The sequence below is a fragment of the Variovorax paradoxus genome (assembly GCA_016806145.1).
GTDB lineage: Bacteria > Pseudomonadota > Gammaproteobacteria > Burkholderiales > Burkholderiaceae_C > Variovorax.
This window is the reverse complement of record CP063166.1, coordinates 353,127-371,330: the sequence shown is the minus strand read 5'-3', so window position 1 is coordinate 371,330 and position 18,204 is coordinate 353,127. Positions and strand designations below refer to the sequence as shown.

The window sequence follows — 18,204 nt, the reverse complement described above, 5'->3', positions numbered from 1 at the left end:
TGGCGTCGGGGTGCGGGGCGAGGCTCATGCGACGCCTCAGCTCGCCACCACCCGGCGCGCGGCCGCGGGCGGCAGGAAGCGCCGGTCGAACACCTCGCCGGGCGCGGGCGCGCGCGGCAACTCGAAGGCGGTGCGCAGCTGCGCGATGGCGCGGCCCATGCGCGCGTCGTCGACATCGCCGATGCCGGCCTGCGCGACCGCGGGCGTCAGCATCACGGTGCGCAGCGTGTAGAGCAGGCGCCGCTTCTCGAGCGCGGCATCGAGCAGCGGCTCGCGCTTGGCGAGCGCGGCGATGGCCGCGTCGGGATCGGCGATCGTGTCGAGCACCGCGCGGTGGATCGCGCGCACCAGCCCGGCCACGGCCTCGGGCCTGTCGCGCAGCAGCGCGCGCGACACCATCACGCCGTTGCCATAAAGGTCCACGCCATGGTCGGCGTAGTGGAACCAGCGGATGTCGCGGTCGGGGTCGACGCCCTGCGCCACCAGGTTCATGTAGCTGGTGACCGAGAACACGGCCGAGCCGTCGACGTGGTCCTTGAGCAGCATCTGCTCCTGCAGGTTGGGCGCCATGCCGGTCCACTGGACCTTGGCGGGATCGATGCCCGCGCGCGCCGCGATCACCGGGAACATGCGCGCCGCGGCGCCGCCGGCCGGGCTGCCGAGCGTGCGGCCCTCGAGGTCCTTGAGCGTCTTGATCGGTCCCGACGCCTTCACGATCAGCGCGAAGGGCGCGCGGTCGTAGAGCATGTAGACCATCACGGGCGCGTCGGCGGGCCGCGTGGCGGCGTTCTGCACGATGGCGTTCATGTCGCCGAAGGCCGCCTGGTAGGCGCCGTTCATCACCTTGGTGACGGCGGCCGCCGAGCCGTCGCCCTGGTCGATGCTCACGGCCAGCTTCTCGGCCGCGAAGTAGCCGCGGTCCTGCGCGAGGTAGTACCAGGCATGGATGCCCTGCAGCTTCCAGTCGAGCACGAACTTGATCGGCGTGGGCGCCTGCGCGAAGGCACGCGGCGCGCCGAGCGCGGCCGCCAGCGCGGGCAGGGCCGCGAGCGCGCCGCGGCGCGAGAGGGTTTGCAGCATGGGAGCTCCTTGGTCTTGCGTGAAGTTCAGGCGGCCTCGAAGCGCACGTCCTGCGCGCCCTCCCACAGCACCCGCCGGCCGAGTTCGCGCAACTGCTCGCGCCCCTCGACGATGCTCAGGAAGTGGTTGCCCGCGAGCTGGCCCATGCGGCTCGAGAAGCTGCAGGCGCCGTAGGCCAGGATGATCTCGGTCTCGCTGTAGCCGCCCGGATAGAACAGGATGTCGCCCACCGAGGGATGGCTGGTGTGGTTCTCGAAGCCCACGCCGAGCTGGAAGTCGCCCAGCGGCACCCAGCAGCCCTCGCCGCTCCAGCGCACGTGGATCAGCTTCTGCCGGTAGGGCAGGAGCTTCGAGAACGCGGCCACGGTGAGCGGCGCGTCGGGATGGGTCTGGGCCACGAAGCGCAGGTCGCCCGCGGTGATGAGGATGCGTGTGGAAGTCATGTCGGTCTCGTCGTGGGGGAGTCAGGCCATGGCCATGTCGGTCTTGCGCTGGGCCCAGCCCGTCATGCGCCGCTCTACGAGGGCCGACACCGCATACAGCAGCACGCCCATCGCCGCGAGCAGGAACAGGCCCGCGAACACCATCGGCACGTCGAAGTTGCCGCTGGCGATCATCATCACGGTGCCGATGCCCTTGTTGGCCGCCACGGTCTCGCTGAGCACCGTGCCCACGAAGGCCAGCGTGATGGCGATCTTGAGCGAGGCGAACAGGTAGGGCAGCGTGCGCGGCAGGCCCACGTTCCAGAGGATGTCGCGCTTGCGCGCGCCGAGCACGCGCAGCACGTCCTCGAGCTCGGGCTCGGTGCTCGCGAGGCCGGTGGCCACGTTGACCACCACCGGGAAGATGCTGATCACCATCGAGGTCAGGATCGCGGGCACGGTGCCGGCCCCGAACCACACCACGAACAGCGGCACCACCGCCACCTTCGGGATGCTCGAGAAGCCCACCAGCAGCGGATAGGTCACGTCGTAGGCCAGCTTCGACGAACCGATGGCCACGCCGATCAGCACGCCCGCGGCCACGCCCAGCACGAAGCCCGCGAGCGTGGTGTAGAGCGTCTGCACGGTGTGCGGCCACAAGAGCGGCATCTTCTCGAGCAGCACATGGACGATCTGGCTCGGCCGCGGCAGCACCAGGTCGGAGATGCCGCCGGCCAGGCAGGCCAGCTCCCACAGCACGAAGAAGCCGAGCAGCGCGCCGGTCGACAGCAGGCGCTGGCGCAGCACGGGGGAGATCGCGTTCATGCCGCCACCTCCGCGACCAGCGGCTCGGCCGCCGCACCTTCGGACACCGCGTCGCCGCCGCGGCGCGCCTGCGCGATGCGCATGCGCAGCTGCTGGACCAGCGCCGCGAACTCGCTCGCGTAGCTGCTCTCGAGCGTGCGCGGCCGCGCGAAGCCGACCTCGCGCGTCTCGAGGATGCGGCCCGGCCGCGCGCTCATCACGCAGATGCGGTTGGCCAGGTAGGCCGACTCGCGCAGGTCATGCGTCACCAGCAGCACCGTGGGCCGGCGCGCGATCCACAGCGACTGCATGATGTCCCACAGCTCCTCGCGCGTGAACTGGTCGAGCGCGCCGAAGGGCTCGTCGAGCAGCAGCAGCTCGGGCTCGTGCACCAGCGCGCGGCACAGCGAGGCGCGCTGCAGCATGCCGCCCGAGAGCTGCCAGGGCCGTTTGTCGCCGAAGCCCTTCAAGCCGACCTGGGCCAGCAGCGCGTCGGCGCGGTCGGCGTACTCGCCGCGCTTCTTGCGCCGGTAGTCCTGGCGAAACGGCTCGACGATCTTCAGCGGGATCATCACGTTCTCGCGGATCGTGAGCCAGGGCAGCATGGTCGGGTTCTGGAACGCGAGGCCGATGCGCAGCCGCGGCGCGGCCGAGGCATGGCTGCCCGCGGGCGTGCGCACGCCCACGGCGCCCACCTCGCGCCCGCCCGCGATCACCGCGCCGGCGCTGGGCCGCAGCAGCCCGGCCACCAGCTTGAGGATGGTCGACTTGCCGCAGCCGCTGGGGCCGACCAGCGCGACGAAGTCGCCCTTGTCGATGCCCAGCGTGGTGTGGTCCAGCGCGATGGTGCCGCCGCCGTAGCGCAGCATCACGTCCGACAGTTGGATGAAGGCTCGTTCCATGGTCGCTTTCAGGAAGAAGGAGAGGACGCGTGCGCGTCCTCGACGCGCACGATCGCGGCCACCGGACCGCCGCCCGCGGGCCCCTGGTGCTCCGCGCCGCCCGAGACATAGAGCGCGGTGTGGCCGGCCAGCGAGGCCAGCACGCCGCCGACCACCGCGCGCGCATGGCGCGTGGCGTGGATGTCGGAGTCGTTGAGCATGGTGTGGCGCTCGCCGCGCACCCGGCCGTCGGGGCTGGCCTCGGCCTTGGCGAGCAGGTTCACGAGCCGGCGCGAGACGGCCTGCGCATCGCGCTCGGCATCGAGGCCGAAGGCATCGCGCAGCAGCGCGCGCACGCTGTGGCCGTCGATCGCGTCGCGCATCACGCCGTGGGCGATGCGCAGCGCCGAGGCGCTGGCGCGCGCCTCGCCGAGCACGATGACCACGTTGCCCTCGAGCTCGATGCCGGCCGAGGCCGAGGCGCGCGCCGAATAGGCGCTCCAGTCGGCCATCACGCTGGCGTCGCCGATCCCCGCGCGCGCCACCTCGCCGAGCGCCACCGCCACGCCGAGCGCCGAGGCGCCGCGCGAGTAGCCCATCGACTCGTAGCTGTCGTGCGTGACCGGCGCGGCACCGCGCGCGAGCGCGGCCGCCACCTTGGCCGAGGTCAAGAGCGGGCACTTGACCTGCACGAAGTGCACGTCGTGCGTGCCGTCGATGCCCGCGTCGCGCATCGCCGCGGCCACGGCCTCGGCGGTGGCGTCGATCTGCGCAGCGCGACCCATCTCCTCGGGCAGGAAATCGCGCGTGTGCGCGACGCCCACCACCAGCCGCTTCTCGCCATGCGTGGGCACGGCCTCGTCGCGCCAGCGCCGCGCGAACACGGTGAAGTGCGGCGAGAGCACGCCCTCGGTGCCGCCCGACATCACGAGCGCCACCTGGCGGTGCACGGCCTCGGGCGTGCAGCCGAGCGCGCCCGCGAGCAGCTGGCACCAGGCCGCGGAGGCGTATTCGCGCGTGAAGTCGTTGACGCAACCGTTGCCCTCGGTCTTGCCCATCACCGCGACGATCTCGGACGGCACGAGTTCGCCCGCCTCGATCAATGCCCGCGCGCCGCGCAGGTCGCCGGGCCCGCTGCACGGGATGCGCCAGACGCGCACTTCCTGGATGCGAGTACCGCTCATGCCGCGTTCCAGTCGATCTCGCCCACCGGCACCGCATTCGCGGGCACGCCCGGCGGCGTCTCGAGGATCGCGCTGCTGTAGTGCTCGGTGTTGCGCGGCTTGGCCACCGGCATGCGCTGCACGCCCTTCACCGAGCGGCCCCAGCCCGCGGCCTCGGCCACCAGCCGGCCGTCGCGCATCACGAAGCGTCCGCGCAGCAGGGTGTGCAGCGGATAGCCGCGCACCGCGCGCCCGTTCCAGGGCGAGATCTTGCTGATGCTCTGCAGCTTGTTCTGCGACAGCACGCCCGCGCGGTTCATGTCGACGAAGGCGATGTCGGCATGCGCGCCCGGCGCGATCACGCCCTTGGTGCCGTACAGGCCCCAGGCCTTGGCCGGGTTGACCGAACTCCAGCGCACGTAGTCCATCAGCGAGGCGCGGCCGCGGTTGACCTCGGTCAGCATCAGCGGCATCTGCGTCTCCACGCCCGGGAAGCCGCAGTCGCAGTCCCAGATGCTCTCGCGCGTCTTCTCCTCGGGCGCGTGCGGCGCATGGTCGGTGGCGATCATGTCGAGCGTGCCGTCCATCAAGGCGTCCCACAGCGGCTGGTTGTGGCGCGGCTCGCGGATCGGCGGATTCAGCCGCATCACGCCGCCGAGCGTGCGCATGTGGTCGGTGTTGAGCAGCAGGTACTGCGGGCAGGTCTCGGCCGTCACGTCGACGCCGCGCGCGCGCGCCGCGCGCAGCAGGTGGAGCGAATCGGCCGCGCTGTGATGCGCGATGTGCACGCGCGCGCCGGTCCATTCGGCCAGGGTGAGCACGCGGCCGATGGCCTCGATCTCGGCCACCGCGGGCCGCGCCGCCAGGTGCGCCATCGCGTCGATGCGCCCGGCCGCCTGCATCTTCTTCTGGCGCCGGAACAGGATCGAGGAGTTCTCGGCATGCACCACGGTGCGGATGCCCAGCGGCGCGAGCTTCTCGAAGCCCTCGAGCAGCGCGCCGTCGGTGGGCGCGGGCAGGTTGCCGAAGGTGTTGCCGACGAAGGCCTTGAAGCTGGTCACGCCGGCGTCGAGCAGTTCCTCGAGCCGCTCGACGGTGTCGTCGCCGAGCAGGCCGTGGATGCCGAAGTCCACGTACGAGGACTCGGCCGCTTTCTGCTTCAAGCGCAGCGCCTCGACGGTGCCGGTCGGCGGGTTGGTGTTGGGCATCTCGAACACGGTGGTCACGCCGCCGAGCGCCGCGGCCGCCGAGCCGGTCTTCCAGGTCTCCTTGTTCGGATAGCCGGGATCGCGGAAATGCACGTGGCTGTCGATGGCGCCCGGCAACAGGTGCAGGCCGTCGGCGCGCATCTCCTCGCGCGCGCTCGGCATGGTGTCGTCGTGGCCCACGGCCACGATGCGCTCGCCGGCGATCGCGACGGCGGCTTCGAAGATGCGGTCCGGCGACACCACCTGGGCGCCGCGGATGACGAGGTCGACTTCCTTCATGGTTCGTTCCTCGCGTTCAGAGCATGGCCCAGCCGCCATCGACCGGCAGGTCGACGCCGGTGATCTGGCGCGAGACATCGCTGGCCATGAACAGGCAGGCGTTGGCCACGTCGGCGTCGGTGGAGACGCGGCGCAGCGCGTAGTCGGCCGCATGGCGCGTCATCGCCTCCTCGAGCGTGATGCCCAGCTTCTCGGCCATGTTGGCGCACACCTTCTCGCGAAAGCGCGGCCCGTCGACCATGCCCGGCGCGACGCAGTTGACGTTGATGCCGTGCGGGCCGGCCTCGAGCGCGAAGCTCTTGGTGATGCCGCGCAGTCCCCACTTCGAGGCCGAGTAGGCGAGCCGGCCGGCGCGCCCGCGCATGCCGAAGGTGCCGCCGACGTTGACCACCTTGCCGCTCTTGCGCTCGATCATCGAGGGCAGCACCGCGTGCATGGTGTTGAAGCAGCCCGTCATGTTGAGCTGCACGATCTCGTCGAACTCCTCGCTCGTGGTCTCCCAGCCGGTCTTGCCGATCGGGCCCGAGCCGCCGGCCACGTTGACCAGGATGTCGATGCGGCCGAAGGCCTCGAGCGCATGCGCGGCCAGCGCCTCGGTCTGGGCGCTCTTCGTGAGGTCGCAGGGCACCACGATGGCGGCCACGCCGAGCGCGCGCGCTTCGGCGGCCACGGGCTCGATGGCGGCGGTGTCGCGGCCGGCAAGCACCAGCTTCGCGCCTTCGCGCGCGAAGGCCAGCGTCACGGCGCGCCCCATGCCCTTGGCGGGGCCGGTGATGAGCGCCACCTTGTCCTTGAGTTGCAGGTCCATGTTCGTGTCTTTCTCTGTTCGTTTGTCGTTGTGGCGGGGTTCAGGGTTGGCGGTCCAGGCTCGAGGGCCGCTCGGCGCGCGCGGGCAGAAAGCCGCGGTCGAAGACCTCGGCCACCGTGGGCTTGCGCGGCAGCTTGTTGGCATCGGCCACGATCTCGATCGCGCGCTGCATGCGCGCCTCGTCGATGTCACCCAGGCCGATGCGCGCGATCTCGGGATGGCTCATGTCGTTGCGCAGGGTGGCGAGCAGCTTCTCCTTCTCGACCTCGCGCTTGAGCAGCGGCTCGCGCTTCATCACCGCGGCCACGCCGGCATCGGGATCGGCGATCACGTCCTTGATCGCGCGGTTGAGCGCCTTCACGAAGCCCTGCACCGCCTTCGGGTTGTCCTTCACGAAGGCGCGCGAGAAGAACACGGCGTTCGAATAGAGGTCCATGCCGTGGTCGCCGTAGCGGATGAAGCGCCGGTCCTTCGCGGGATCGAGGCCCATGGCCTTGGCGCTGAAGCTCACGGTGGTCACGTAGCCGAAGGCAGCGTCGATCTGGCCGCGGCTCAACATCTGCTCGCGCAGGTTCGGCGCCATGTTGGTGATGTTGACCTTGGCGGCGTCGACGTTCGCGATCTTCGCGAAGGCCGGGAACAGCTTGAGCGCGCCGTCGTTGGCCGGGCCGCCGATGGTCTTGCCCTCGAGGTCCTTGGGCGCGCGGATCGGGCTGTCCTGCTTCACCACCAGCGTGAAGGGCGGCGTGTTGTAGAGCATGTAGACCGCCACCGGCGCATCGGCCGGGCGCTTGGAGGCCAGGTCGATCAGCGCGTTGACGTCGCCGAAGCCGGCCTGGTAGGCGCCGGCAGCCACCTTCGGGATCGAGGCGGCCGAGCCCTCGCCCTGGTCGATCTCGACATCGAGGCCCTCGGCCTTGAAGTAGCCCTTGTCCTGCGCGGTGAAGAACCAGGCCTGCGCGCCTTCGTACTTCCAGTTGAGGACCATCTTGACCGAGGTCTGGGCGGCGGCGCCGGTGGCGGCCAGCGCGAGCGCGCAGGCCGAGAGCAGCGCGGGCATGGGGCGGCGGAAGAGGGACATGTCAGGACTCCTGGTGGGACGGGGTGGATGCGGTGCGGCGCGAACGCTTCGGCAGCGAGGCCATGAGCGCTTCGGCCGTGGCGACGAAGCCGTGCAGCTGCTGCACGATGAAATGGATGCCGCGCGTGACGTAGGCCGGTGACGGCGTGTTGCAGGCGTCCTTCAGCAGCACGCAGTCGTAGCCGAGGAAGGCCGCGTCCTGCAGCGTGGAGAACACGCAGCGGTCGGTGTTGATGCCCGCGAACAGCAAGGTGGTGATGCCCTGCTGGCGCAGCAGGCTGTCGAACTCGTTGTCCCAGAAACCGCTCAGGCGGTGCTTGTGCACGGTGATGTCGGAGGCGGCGACCTCGAGTTCGTCGACCACGCGCGCGCCCCACTCACCGCGCACCAGCGAGGGGCCGTGGTCGATCGGCGATCGCTCGGCATAGCCCACGCCGTCGGCGCTGCGCTTGCCCTTGAAGTGGATGGTCGGGCTGAGGTTGCGCGCATCGGCGCGGATGCCCCAGTTGAGCCACACCACCGCGCCGCCGGCCGCGCGCCAGGCGGGCAGGAGGCGCGCGATGACGGGAATGGGCTTGCGCGCGGCCTTCGTGCCCAGGCCCTTCTGCGCGAACCAGCCCTCGGGATGGCAGAAGTCGTTCTGCATGTCGACCACCACGAGCGCGCTGCGCGCGAGGTCGAACTGCACCGGCTGCGGCTGCGCATCGATGCGCACCGGAACGGGCCGCCTTGGTGCGCGCACCAGGCTCACGCCCTGCGCGTCGAGCGTCCAGGCGTTGTGCGCGGCGGGGCCGAAGCGCGCCGGCTGTTCGTCTTTGGTGCGTGGGGACGGCGATGAGCGTTTCATGCCCGACCACCACGCAGTCACCGTGCCAGAAGGTGCTCCGAATCCGTACCGTTTCGCGGACCCTGCGTTGCCGCAACGGCAACGCACCTCCTGTGCCGCCATTGGCCCGGATCGTGCAATCGCCCGCGGCCACACCCTCCACACGACGATCCGCCATGAACCACCTGCGCTTCCTGCGCTATGCCGACGAGGTCGCCCGTGCGGGCTCGATCCGCCAGGCCGCCGAACGGCTGCATGTCGCGCCCTCGGCCGTCAACCGCCGCATCCAGGACATCGAGGAAGAACTCGGCACGCCGATCTTCGAGCGGCTGCCGCGCGGCATGCGGCTGACCACCGCGGGCGAGCTGTTCATGCGCTACGTGCGCGGGCGCGCGGCCGACCTCGAGCGCGTGCGCTCCGAGATCGAGGAGCTCAAGGGGCTGCGCCGCGGCACGGTGCGGGTGGTGGCGAGCCAGGCGCTGGCGCCGCGCTTCCTGCCCGCGGCGATCCACGACTTCCGCCAAAGCCATCCGCTGGTGGCCTTCGAGGTGCGCATCGGCGACCACGTGCAGGCCGCCGAGGCGCTGCGCAGCTTCGGCACCGACCTCGCGCTGGTGTTCAACCTCGCGCCCGAGAGCGACATCGAGCGCCTGACCTCGGTCGAGCAGCGGCTCATGGCGCTGATGCATGCGCGCCATCCGCTGGCCATCGCCACCGGCGTGCGGCTGCGCGACTGCGCCGAATACCCGGTGGTGCTGCCCAACCGCGACACCGGCGGGCGCCAGCTGATCGAACGCTTCCTCGCGCGCAGCTCGACACGCATCGACGCGATGGTGGAGAGCAACAGCTTCGAGTTCCTGCGCGGCTGCGTCTACGACCGGCGCTCGATCTCGTTCCAGATGGCGATCGGCGCGCTGCCCGACGACCGCGAGGTGGTGGTGCGCGAGATCGAGGACCGCGGCTTCCCGCGCGGCGAACTGGTGCTCGCGAACCTGCGCGGACGGCAGCTGCCGGTGATCGCCTATGCGTTCGCGGAGTTCCTGGGGAAGCGGCTGGCTGAGCTGGATTGACTTCGGGAGCGGGCAGCCGGACGCAGAGGACGCGAAGGTTTCGCGAAGGACGCGAAAGAGCAGCCGAAATGATGTGGGTCGCGCTAGGACGACCTCCGCGCTCCGGGTCGGGCATCGTTTCCAGAGGAGCGCGCCGGCCGCTCAAGCGCAGCCCACCTTTTGAGATTTCTTTTTCGCGTCCTTCGCGAAACCTTCGCGTCCTCTGCGTCCGGCTGTTGGTATTCGCAGCCTAACGCGACAACGCCGGCAACGCCCTCTCCAAAGTCTCGCTGAAGGCCCGCAACGCCTCGGTCTCGTGCGCGCCGCGCTTGGTCACGCGGAAGAAATCCATGCCCACGCGCGGCTTCACGAGCACGTCGGTTTGCACGCGGTGGCGGCGACAGGCCGCGAGCGCGAAGGTGGGCATCACGGCGGTGCCGAAGCCGGCCTCGACCATCGAGATCAGCGTGCCGAAGAAGTTGAAGGCGGGCCGCTGCGCGTCGGCCAGGCCCATCTCGCCGAGCTGGCGGTCGATGACCTTCTGGATCGGGTTGCCGGGCGGCAGGCCGATCAGCGCGGCGCCGCGCAGCGCCGACCAGGGCGCGCTGCCGACCGGCTCGCCGTCGGCCGCGGCCTGCGTCACGCGCATCAGCTCGAAGCGGCCCACGGGCGTGCGGTCGAGGTCGGGCGCGGCCCTGAAGAAGAAGCCCAGGCCGAGGTCGGCATCGCCCGCCTCCACCATCGCCTCGACGTCGCGCAGGTCGGCATCGAACAGCCGCAGCGCGACCTGCGGATGCGCTTCGCGAAAGCTCGCGAAGACCCAGGGCAGCAGGTGCGACGACACCAGCGGCGTGGCCGCGATGCGCAGGGTCTGACGTGCCGCGTCGCCCTCGGCGCCGAGCTCGGCCGCCACGTCGTCGAGGTCGGTCAGCAGCCGCTCCACCACCGGCAGCAGGCGCCGGCCGGCCGGCGTGAGGCTCACCATGCGCGTGGTGCGGTCGAACAGGCGGCAGCCGAGCTGCTTCTCCATCTCGCGGATCAGGATGCTCAGGCCGGCCTGGGTGATGTGCGCCTGCTCCGCCGCGCGCGTGAAGTTGCCGATGCGCGCCACCTGCAGGAAGGCGCGCATCTGGCGCGTGCTCAGGTTCATAAGGATTCATGATAAATCCATATCACATCTAAATTTCCCCTATGGCTCGTTTCAGGTCCCAATACGGCCCCCATGAGCACCGCATCCAACGAAGTCATCATCCTGGGCGCCGGCATCGGCGGCCTGACCCTCGCGCTGAGCCTGCACCAGGCCGGCATCGCCTGCCGCGTCTACGAGGCCGTGCCCGAGCTGCGCCCGCTGGGCGTGGGCATCAACCTGCTGCCGCACGCGGTGCGCGAGCTGTCCGAGCTCGGCCTGCTCGAGGCGCTCGACCGGGTCGGCGTGCGCACGCAGGAGGCGGTGTTCTTCACCGAGCACGGCCAGCTGGTGTTCCGCGAACCCGCGGGCCGGCATGCGGGCTACGACTGGCCGCAATACTCGATCCACCGCGGCGACCTGCAGACCGTGCTGCTCGAGGAGACGCTGAAGCGTCTCGGCCCCGACAGCGTGCGCTGCGGCCACCGCTGCACCGGCGTCGAGCAGGACGACGCGGGCGTGACGGTGCATCTCGCCGACGGCCGCGCGCCGGTGCGCGGCGCGGTGGCGATCGGCTGCGACGGCATCCACTCGGCGCTGCGCAAGCAGCTCTATCCCAACGAGGGCGCGCCGCGCTATTCGGGCATCAACATGTGGCGCGGCACGGCCGCGTGGCAGCCGTTCCTTTCGGGCGGCAGCATGGTGCGCGCGGGCTGGCTCACGGTCGGCAAGATGGTGATCTACCCGATCCGCAACGACATCGACGCGCAGGGCCGCCAGCTCGTGAACTGGGTGGCCGAGATCCACGCGCCACAGCCCGCGATGCGCGACTGGAGCCGCGCCGGCCGGCTCGAGGACTTCCTGCCCGCCTTCGCCGACTGGCACTTCGACTGGCTCGACGTGCCGGCGCTGATCCAGGCCTCCGACACCATCCTCGAGTACCCGATGGTCGACCAGGACCCGCTGCCGCGCTGGACCCACGGCCGCCTCACGCTCTTGGGCGACGCCGCGCACCCGATGGTGCCGCGCGGCTCCAACGGCGCGGGCCAGGCGATCATCGACGCGCGTTTTCTCGCGGGTGCGATGAAGCGCGAGGGCGTCGGCCAGGCCGCGCTCGAGAGCTACGACCGGGTGCGCGTGAAGGCCACCACCGAGGTGGTGCTGACCAACCGCAGCAATCCGCCCGACACCATCCTGCGCGAGGTGTTCGAGCGCTCGGGCGGCAAGCGCTTCGACAGGCTCGACGAGATCGTGACGCAGCAGGAGCTGCAGGCGATCTCGGACCACTACAAGCGCGTGGCCGGCTACGACCCGGCCGCGCTCAAGCAGCGCGCCTCGTACCTTTGAACCCGTCCCACAAGAACATGCCCACGGAGACACCATGCGCCTTCTGACCAAGACCCTCGCCACCCTGCTCACCGCCGCCAGCGCCATGGCCGCCCATGCCTGGCCCGACCAGGCCGTGACGCTGGTCGTGCCCTACACGCCCGGCACCGGCATCGACCTGATCGCGCGCCAGCTCTCGGCCCGGCTGCCCGCGGCGCTGGGCCAGCCCGTGGTGGTGGAGAACGTGGCCGGCGCCAGCGGCAACATCGGCAGCGAGAAGGTGGCGCGCGCCAAGCCCGACGGCTACACGCTGATGGTGCAGGTCAACACGCTGGTGATGAACAAGAGCCTCTACAAGACGCTGGCCTACGACCCGGTGGCCGACTTCACGCCGGTGTCGCTGACCTCCTGGGGCACGCTGCTGCTGGTGACCAACCCGAACACGCAGAAGGCCACCACGCTCGCGCAGCTCGTGGCCGCGGCCAGGTCGCATCCGGGCCAGTTGACCTACGCCACGCCCGGCGTCGGCACGCCGCACCACCTGTCGATGGCGCTCTTGATGCAGGGCACCGGCACCGAGCTGCTGCACGTGCCCTACAAGGGCACCGCGGGCGCCGTCACCGACCTGCTCGGCGGGCGCATCGACGCGATGTTCCTGCCGGTGCACGTCGCGCTGCAGCACATCCAGGCCGGCAAGCTCAAGGCGCTCGCCACCGGCAGCAGCCATCGCCTGCCGCAGCTGCCCGACGTGCCCACCCTGGCCGAGGCCGGCGTGACTGCCGACAACGTCGACATGTGGTACGGCGTGCTCGCACCCAAGGGCACGCCGGCCGACGTGGTGGCGCGACTCAACAAGGAGATCGCCGCGGTGCTGAAGTCGCCCGAGGTGGCGAAGTCCTTCGAGTCGCAGGGCATGGTGCCCGCGAGCTCGACGCCGGCGGAGTTCGGCACGCTGATCCAGAAGGACGCGCAGCGCTGGGCGGCGGTGGTGAAGAAGGGGAACATCACGGCGGATTGAGCCGGCGCCCCGAAAGCGCCCTCAGCGCGGCGCGCGCCCCGCGTGCCGCGCCAGGTGCACCTGGTGCAGCGTGATCTTGCGCACCTCGGCCTGGCTGGTCTCGATGTGGGCGCGCAGCAGCATCGCGGCCTGGTCGCCGCGGTTGGCGCGCACGGCCTTGAGGATCTTGGCGTGCTCGTCGTAGGTGGCGTCGATGCGCGGCTGCTGCGTGAAGTCGAGGCGGCGGATGATGCGGATGCGGTCGGTGACGTCGCGATGCACGCGCGCCATCTCGGCATTGCCCGCGGCAGCGACCAGCGAGCAGTGGAAGTTCTCGTCCCAGGCCGCGACCTGCGCCATGTCGGTGCTGCGCTGCGCGGCGGGCACCAGCCAGATGGCCGCGAGCTCGTCGAGCAGGCTGCGGTCGACGCGGCGGTCGGCCTCGCACAGGCGGTGCACGGCCGATGTCTCCAGGATCATGCGCAGGTCGTAGAGCTGCTCGAACTGCTCGAAGTCGAAGGGCAGCACGCGCCAGCCGCTGCGAAACAGCACCTCGACGAAGCCCTCCTGCTGCAGCCGGAACAGCGCCTGGCGCACCGGCGTGCGCGAGACGCCGAGGCGGTCGCTGATCTCGTTCTCGGTGAAGCGGTCGCCCGGCACGAGGATGAACTCGGCCACGTCGCGCTTGAGCTGCGCATAGACCTCGTCGGCGCGCGTGCGGAACACGACCGCGTCGGCGGCCACGGGCGTGGACGCGGGCGCGGTGGGTTCGGCGGCTTCGGTGCCGGGGCGGGGACGGGCGATGGTCGACACGGGGCGAATGGTAGTCGCTGCGGCGCGCTTCATGCGCCGCCGAGCGCTTCGATGAGCTGGCCGCCGGTCGCGGTCCAGCCGACGATGCCGCCCTGGGCGCGCACCATCTCGACGGTGGCGGCCTTGAAGGCCGGGAAGTAGCTCTCGGTGCAGTCCTCGAGCAGCAGACCGTCGTAGCCGCGGTCGTTGGCCTCGCGCATGCTGGTCTGCACGCAGACCTCGGTGGTGACGCCGCCGAACAGCAGGTGGGTGATGCCGCGCGCCTGCAACAGCTCGTGCAGCTCGGTGGCGTAGAAGGCCCCCTTGCCGGGCTTGTCGATCACGATCTCGCCGGCCACGGGCGCGAGCGCCTCGATGATCTGGTTGCCGGGCTCGCCGGCCACGAGGATGCGGCCCATCGGCCCCTCGTCGCCGATGCGCAGCGTGGGATTGCCGCGGTTGCGCTTGGCCGGCGGGCAGTCCGAGAGATCGGGCCGGTGCGCCTCGCGCGTGTGGACGACGAGGCCGCCGGCCGCGCGCCAGGCGGCGAGCACGCGCTGCGTGGCCGGCACGATGGCCTCGAGCAGCGAGACGTCGTTGCCCAGGGTCTCGCCGAAGCCACCGGGCTCGATGAAGTCGCGCTGCATGTCGATCAGCACGAGCGCGGTGGTCTTCGGGTCGAAGTCGTAGGGGAAAGGCAGGGCCTGCGCGATCTGCATGTTGGATGTCCTTCTAGTGGCCGCCGCCCATGTGCGCCCCGATCACGTGCCGCTCGGCACCCGCGGCGGCGGTCTCGTGGACCACGCGGCCCTCGCTCATGACGACGATGCGGTCCGACAGCTCGAGCAGCTCGTCGAGGTCCTCGCTGACCAGCAGCACCGCCCCGCCCTTCTCGCGCACCTGCACGATGCGCGCGTGGATCTCGGCCACGGCCGCGAAGTCGAGGCCGAACACGGGGTTGGCCGCGATCAGCACGTTGATGTCGCCCGCGAGCTCGCGCGCGAGCACGGCGCGCTGCACGTTGCCGCCCGAGAGGCTGCGGATGGGGGCGCCTTCGCCCTGCGTCTTGACGCCGTACTCGGCGATCCATTCACGCGCCCGCGCACGCCAGCGCGAGAAGCGCAGCAGGCCGCCGGCCGCGAGCGGCGGACGGTCGAAGTCGCGCAGCGCCATGTTCTCGGCCACGCTCAAGTCGCCCACGCAGGCATTGCGCAGCGGTTCCTCGGGCAGGCTGCGCACCTTGAGTTCGCGGTTCTCGGCGCGGCTCGCGCGGTAGGGCGTGCCCATCACGCGCACCCGGCCCGCGAGCCGCGGGCGCTGGCCGACCAGTGCCTCGACCAGTTCGCGCTGGCCGTTGCCCGAGACGCCCGCCACGCCGAGGATCTCGCCCGCGCGCACCGACAGGCTCAGGTCGTGCAGCGCGAGCGTGCCGCGGTCGCCGAGCACGCGCAGGCCCTCGACCTCGAGCGCGACGGGTGCATCGGCGGCCGGCGCGCGGCGCGTGGAGGCAGCGGCCTGCGCCGGGGCCGCGGCAGTCTGCTGCGCGCCCATCATGGTCGCGGCGAGCAGCGCCGGGCTGGTGTCGGCCACGCGGCCGTGGTGCACGGCCTTGCCGCGCCGCAGCACCGTCACGCCGTCGGCATAGGCCATGACCTCGCGGAACTTGTGCGTGATGATCAGCACGGTGCACAGCCCGCTGCGCGCGAACTCGCGCACATGGCCCAGCACCTCGTCGGCCTCCTGCGGCGTGAGCACCGAGGTGGGCTCGTCGAGGATCAGGAGGCGCGGCTTCAGGTAGAGCTGCTTGAGCAGCTCGAGCTTCTGCTTCTCGCCCGCGGCCAGTTCGGACGGCCGCGCATCGAGGTCGAGGCGGAACGGCGTGGTGGCCAGGAAGGCGTCGAGCTCGGCGCGCTTGGCCCTCCAGTCGATCACCGCAGGCGTGCGGCCGCCGGCCAGCAGCAGGTTCTCGGCCACGGTCATGCCCGGCGCCAGCGTGAAGTGCTGGTAGACCATGCCGATGCCGAGCGCGCGCGCGACGATCGGGTTGGCGATGTCCTGCTCGCGGCCGTCGATCAGGATGCTGCCCTCTTCCGCGCGCTGGAAGCCGGCCACGCATTTCACCAGCGTGCTCTTGCCCGCGCCGTTCTCGCCGAGCAGCGCATGCACGCTGCCGGGTTCCACGCGCAGGGTCACGCTGTCCATCGCGGTGAAGGCGCCGAAGCGCTTGGTGAGGCGGTAGGTGTCGAGCGCGAGGGCGCCGGTGCCTGGGGGGAGGCCGCCGATGGCGTGGGTGCTCATGTCCGTGCTCCAGCTTCTTTGACGCCCGAGAGGCTTCGTTCGGGGCGCGTGCACAGGCCGCCGGGTACTCCCCTCCGCGAATGTCCCCCGCCTTCGGCTCCTCCCTGATTTCGCTGCGGGGAGTACCCGACGCCCTGTGCACGAGGAGCGCTGCGGTGGTGCGGCCGGTTCGACCCGTGCGCCCCTCGATCACGTCGCTGGGGTGCCTTGCGCAGCGAAATCAAGGAGGAGGCCGAAGGCCGGGGGACATTCGCGGAGCAAGGCACCCCAGTGGCGTGATCGCGCCCCGGCCGTCGAAAGCCAGTCCCCATGACACGAACCGAATAACCCGTCCTCATAACGCCGCCAGCAAAGCCTGCGACGAAGCATGCGCCCCGAACACCCCGCCCTGCATAGTGATCATCTTGAGCGCCGCGAGATGGTTGCCATGGTCGGTCGCCGCAGTGCAGTCCGACAGCAACAGGCATTCGAAACCGCGGTCGTTGGCGTCGCGCATGGTGGTGTGCACGCAGACGTCGGTGGTGATGCCCGAGAGGATCAGGTTCTCGATGCCGCGCGTGCGCAGGATCAGCTCGAGATCGGTGGCATAGAACGAGCCCTTGCCGGGCTTGTCGATCACGGTCTCGCCGGGCAGCGGCGCGAGCTCGGGGATGATTTCCCAACCCGGTTCGCCGCGCACCAGGATGCGCCCGCAGGGACCGTCATCGCCGATGCCCACGCCGTTGGCGCCGATCTGGCGCGAGCGCCAGCGCTTGTTGGCCGGCAGGTCGGCGAGGTCGGGCCGGTGGCCCTCGCGCGTGTGGATCACGTGATAGCCCAGCGGCCGCAGCGCCGCGAGCGTGCGCGCGATCGGCTGGATCGGCGCCTGCACCAGCGACAGGTCGTAGCCCATCACGTCGACATAGCCGCCCTTGCCGCAGAAGTCGGTCTGCATGTCGATCACGATCAGCGCCGTGTTGTCGGGCCGAAGCGCGCCGTTGTAGGGCCAGGCATAGGGTTCGGCCGCGACGTGGCGCTGCACGGCGGCGGTGTCGGTGGTGCTCATTGCTCGGGTCCTGCGTAGCTGCGTTCGGGCGGCGCGAAGCCGCAAGGCGTGCCGTCGGTCACCTTCACCTCGGCGCTCCAGGGCAGGCGGTAGGTGCCCGCGGCCATGTCGCGCATGTAGGTGTAGGGACAGTCCTGCGCTCCGCCCTTCACCGCCACGTAGCCGCGGTGGTAGAGCTGGTAGATGTTGTTCTCCACGCCCCAGCCGGTACGCGCCTCGCGCACCAGGTCGGGCCGCAGCTCGGCCGTGACGATCTCGTCGACGCGGCCGCCGCCCTCGACCAGCACCGTGCCGTCGAAGTTGCAGAACATGCCCTCTCCCATCGAGTCGAAGCTGCCGTCGCTGCCGCTGAGGCACACGCTGGCCGTGTAGGCGAGGTTGCAGAAGGCGTTGGCCTGGTTGGTGATCTTCCAGGCATGGCGGATCGGCGCGGTGTAGCCGGCCGTGCGCAGGATGATCTCGGCGCCCTTGTACGCGGCCTCGCGCGCCATCTCGGGGAACATGCCGTCGTGGCAGATGATCAGCGCGAGCTTGCTGCCGTTGGGGCCGTCGCACACCGGCACGCCGAGGTTGCCGGGCTCCCAGGGCTCGACCGGCACCCACGGATGCAGCTTGCGGTAGTAGAGCCGGATCTCGCCCTGGTCGTCGACGATCAGCCCGCTGTTGTAGGGGTTGCCGCGCGGGTTGGCTTCCATGATCGAGAAGCAGCCCCAGATGCGGTGCTCGATGCAGGCCCGCTTGAAGGCCGCGACCTCGGGGCCGTCGAGCGTGCACATGATCTCGGGATTGGTGTCCATCGAGAGGCCGTGCAGCGCGTACTCGGGAAACACCACCAGGTCCATGGTCGACTGGTTGCGGCGCGCCTTGCCCACCAGCGCGCAGATGCGCGCGGTCTGGGCCGCGAGCTCGGCGCGCGTCTTCACGTTCGGCAGCTGCAGCTGCACCAGGCCGACGACGACGCCGTTGGCCGATTTGTTGAGTCCGCCGAGGCCGCTCATGGGCGATGTCCTTGTGTGATG

General features: G+C 70.7%; 18 protein-coding genes. 3 read left to right on the top strand and 15 right to left on the bottom strand.

Translation table 11 applies throughout. The features are described from left to right. Positions 1-36: 36 nt before the first annotated feature. Genes INQ48_01760 through INQ48_01720 form a run of 9 tightly spaced genes read right to left on the bottom strand, consistent with a single transcriptional unit; the run spans position 37 to position 8,573 of the window. Positions 37-1,080 carry an ABC transporter substrate-binding protein gene (locus INQ48_01760; protein QRF58020.1) on the bottom strand — a complete coding sequence of 348 codons (1,044 nt, stop codon included), beginning with the start codon at positions 1,078-1,080 and terminating at the stop codon, positions 37-39. Between the two features lie 26 nt (positions 1,081-1,106). Beyond that, positions 1,107-1,523: a DUF3830 family protein gene (locus tag INQ48_01755; GenBank protein ID QRF58019.1), complete on the bottom strand. Its 417-nt coding sequence runs from the start codon at positions 1,521-1,523 to the stop codon at positions 1,107-1,109. 21 nt (positions 1,524-1,544) lie between these two features. After that, positions 1,545-2,327, bottom strand: a complete 783-nt coding sequence (locus INQ48_01750) for an ABC transporter permease (GenBank protein ID QRF58018.1) — start codon at positions 2,325-2,327, stop codon at positions 1,545-1,547. Beyond that, a complete protein-coding gene (locus INQ48_01745) occupies positions 2,324-3,208 on the bottom strand; it encodes an ABC transporter ATP-binding protein (protein QRF58017.1) in 885 nt (294 codons plus the stop codon). Before INQ48_01745 ends, INQ48_01750 begins: the two co-directional genes overlap by 4 nt. 8 nt (positions 3,209-3,216) lie before the next feature. Further along, a complete protein-coding gene (locus INQ48_01740) occupies positions 3,217-4,356 on the bottom strand; it encodes a ring-opening amidohydrolase (GenBank protein ID QRF60570.1) in 1,140 nt (379 codons plus the stop codon). 11 nt (positions 4,357-4,367) lie between these two features. Next, entirely contained in the window at positions 4,368-5,837 is a 1,470-nt protein-coding gene (allB, locus tag INQ48_01735) for an allantoinase AllB (GenBank protein QRF58016.1), read from the bottom strand. A 16-nt stretch (positions 5,838-5,853) separates the two neighbouring features. Beyond that, entirely contained in the window at positions 5,854-6,645 is a 792-nt protein-coding gene (locus tag INQ48_01730; GenBank protein QRF58015.1) for an SDR family oxidoreductase, read from the bottom strand. A gap of 40 nt (positions 6,646-6,685) precedes the next feature. Then, the gene (locus INQ48_01725) at positions 6,686-7,726 is read right to left on the bottom strand and encodes an ABC transporter substrate-binding protein (GenBank protein ID QRF58014.1); all 1,041 of its coding nucleotides are present in this window, start codon (positions 7,724-7,726) and stop codon (positions 6,686-6,688) included. A 1-nt stretch (position 7,727) separates the two neighbouring features. Continuing rightward, complete coding sequence (locus tag INQ48_01720) at positions 7,728-8,573, bottom strand: isochorismatase family protein (GenBank protein QRF58013.1); 846 nt, start codon at positions 8,571-8,573, stop codon at positions 7,728-7,730. Positions 8,574-8,728: 155 nt separating this feature from the next. On the opposite strand from INQ48_01720, the gene INQ48_01715 reads away from it, so the two are divergent. Then, positions 8,729-9,622, top strand: a complete 894-nt coding sequence (locus INQ48_01715; protein QRF58012.1) for a LysR family transcriptional regulator — start codon at positions 8,729-8,731, stop codon at positions 9,620-9,622. Positions 9,623-9,851: 229 nt separating this feature from the next. Here the strand turns inward: INQ48_01715 and INQ48_01710 are convergent, their stop codons facing one another. Beyond that, a complete protein-coding gene (locus INQ48_01710; protein QRF58011.1) occupies positions 9,852-10,751 on the bottom strand; it encodes a LysR family transcriptional regulator in 900 nt (299 codons plus the stop codon). A gap of 72 nt (positions 10,752-10,823) precedes the next feature. Between INQ48_01710 and INQ48_01705 the strand changes: the two genes are divergently transcribed. Both INQ48_01705 and INQ48_01700 read left to right on the top strand, forming a co-directional pair. Continuing rightward, the gene (locus INQ48_01705) at positions 10,824-12,074 is read left to right on the top strand and encodes a flavin-dependent oxidoreductase (GenBank protein QRF58010.1); all 1,251 of its coding nucleotides are present in this window, start codon (positions 10,824-10,826) and stop codon (positions 12,072-12,074) included. A 34-nt stretch (positions 12,075-12,108) separates the two neighbouring features. Then, a complete protein-coding gene (locus tag INQ48_01700) occupies positions 12,109-13,071 on the top strand; it encodes a tripartite tricarboxylate transporter substrate binding protein (GenBank protein ID QRF58009.1) in 963 nt (320 codons plus the stop codon). 21 nt (positions 13,072-13,092) lie between these two features. Here INQ48_01700 and INQ48_01695 read toward each other — a convergent pair whose 3' ends face one another. The 5 genes from INQ48_01695 to INQ48_01675 all read right to left on the bottom strand — a co-directional run bounded on the left by INQ48_01695 (position 13,093) and on the right by INQ48_01675 (position 18,183). Next, the gene (locus tag INQ48_01695) at positions 13,093-13,794 is read right to left on the bottom strand and encodes a GntR family transcriptional regulator (GenBank protein QRF60569.1); all 702 of its coding nucleotides are present in this window, start codon (positions 13,792-13,794) and stop codon (positions 13,093-13,095) included. A 98-nt stretch (positions 13,795-13,892) separates the two neighbouring features. Next, a complete protein-coding gene (locus INQ48_01690; GenBank protein ID QRF58008.1) occupies positions 13,893-14,561 on the bottom strand; it encodes a cysteine hydrolase in 669 nt (222 codons plus the stop codon). Positions 14,562-14,574: 13 nt separating this feature from the next. Beyond that, positions 14,575-16,140 carry an ABC transporter ATP-binding protein gene (locus INQ48_01685; protein ID QRF58007.1) on the bottom strand — a complete coding sequence of 522 codons (1,566 nt, stop codon included), beginning with the start codon at positions 16,138-16,140 and terminating at the stop codon, positions 14,575-14,577. A 334-nt stretch (positions 16,141-16,474) separates the two neighbouring features. Beyond that, a complete protein-coding gene (locus INQ48_01680) occupies positions 16,475-17,185 on the bottom strand; it encodes a cysteine hydrolase (protein ID QRF58006.1) in 711 nt (236 codons plus the stop codon). After that, positions 17,182-18,183 carry a formamidase gene (locus INQ48_01675; protein QRF58005.1) on the bottom strand — a complete coding sequence of 334 codons (1,002 nt, stop codon included), beginning with the start codon at positions 18,181-18,183 and terminating at the stop codon, positions 17,182-17,184. Before INQ48_01675 ends, INQ48_01680 begins: the two co-directional genes overlap by 4 nt. Positions 18,184-18,204: the final 21 nt, after the last annotated feature.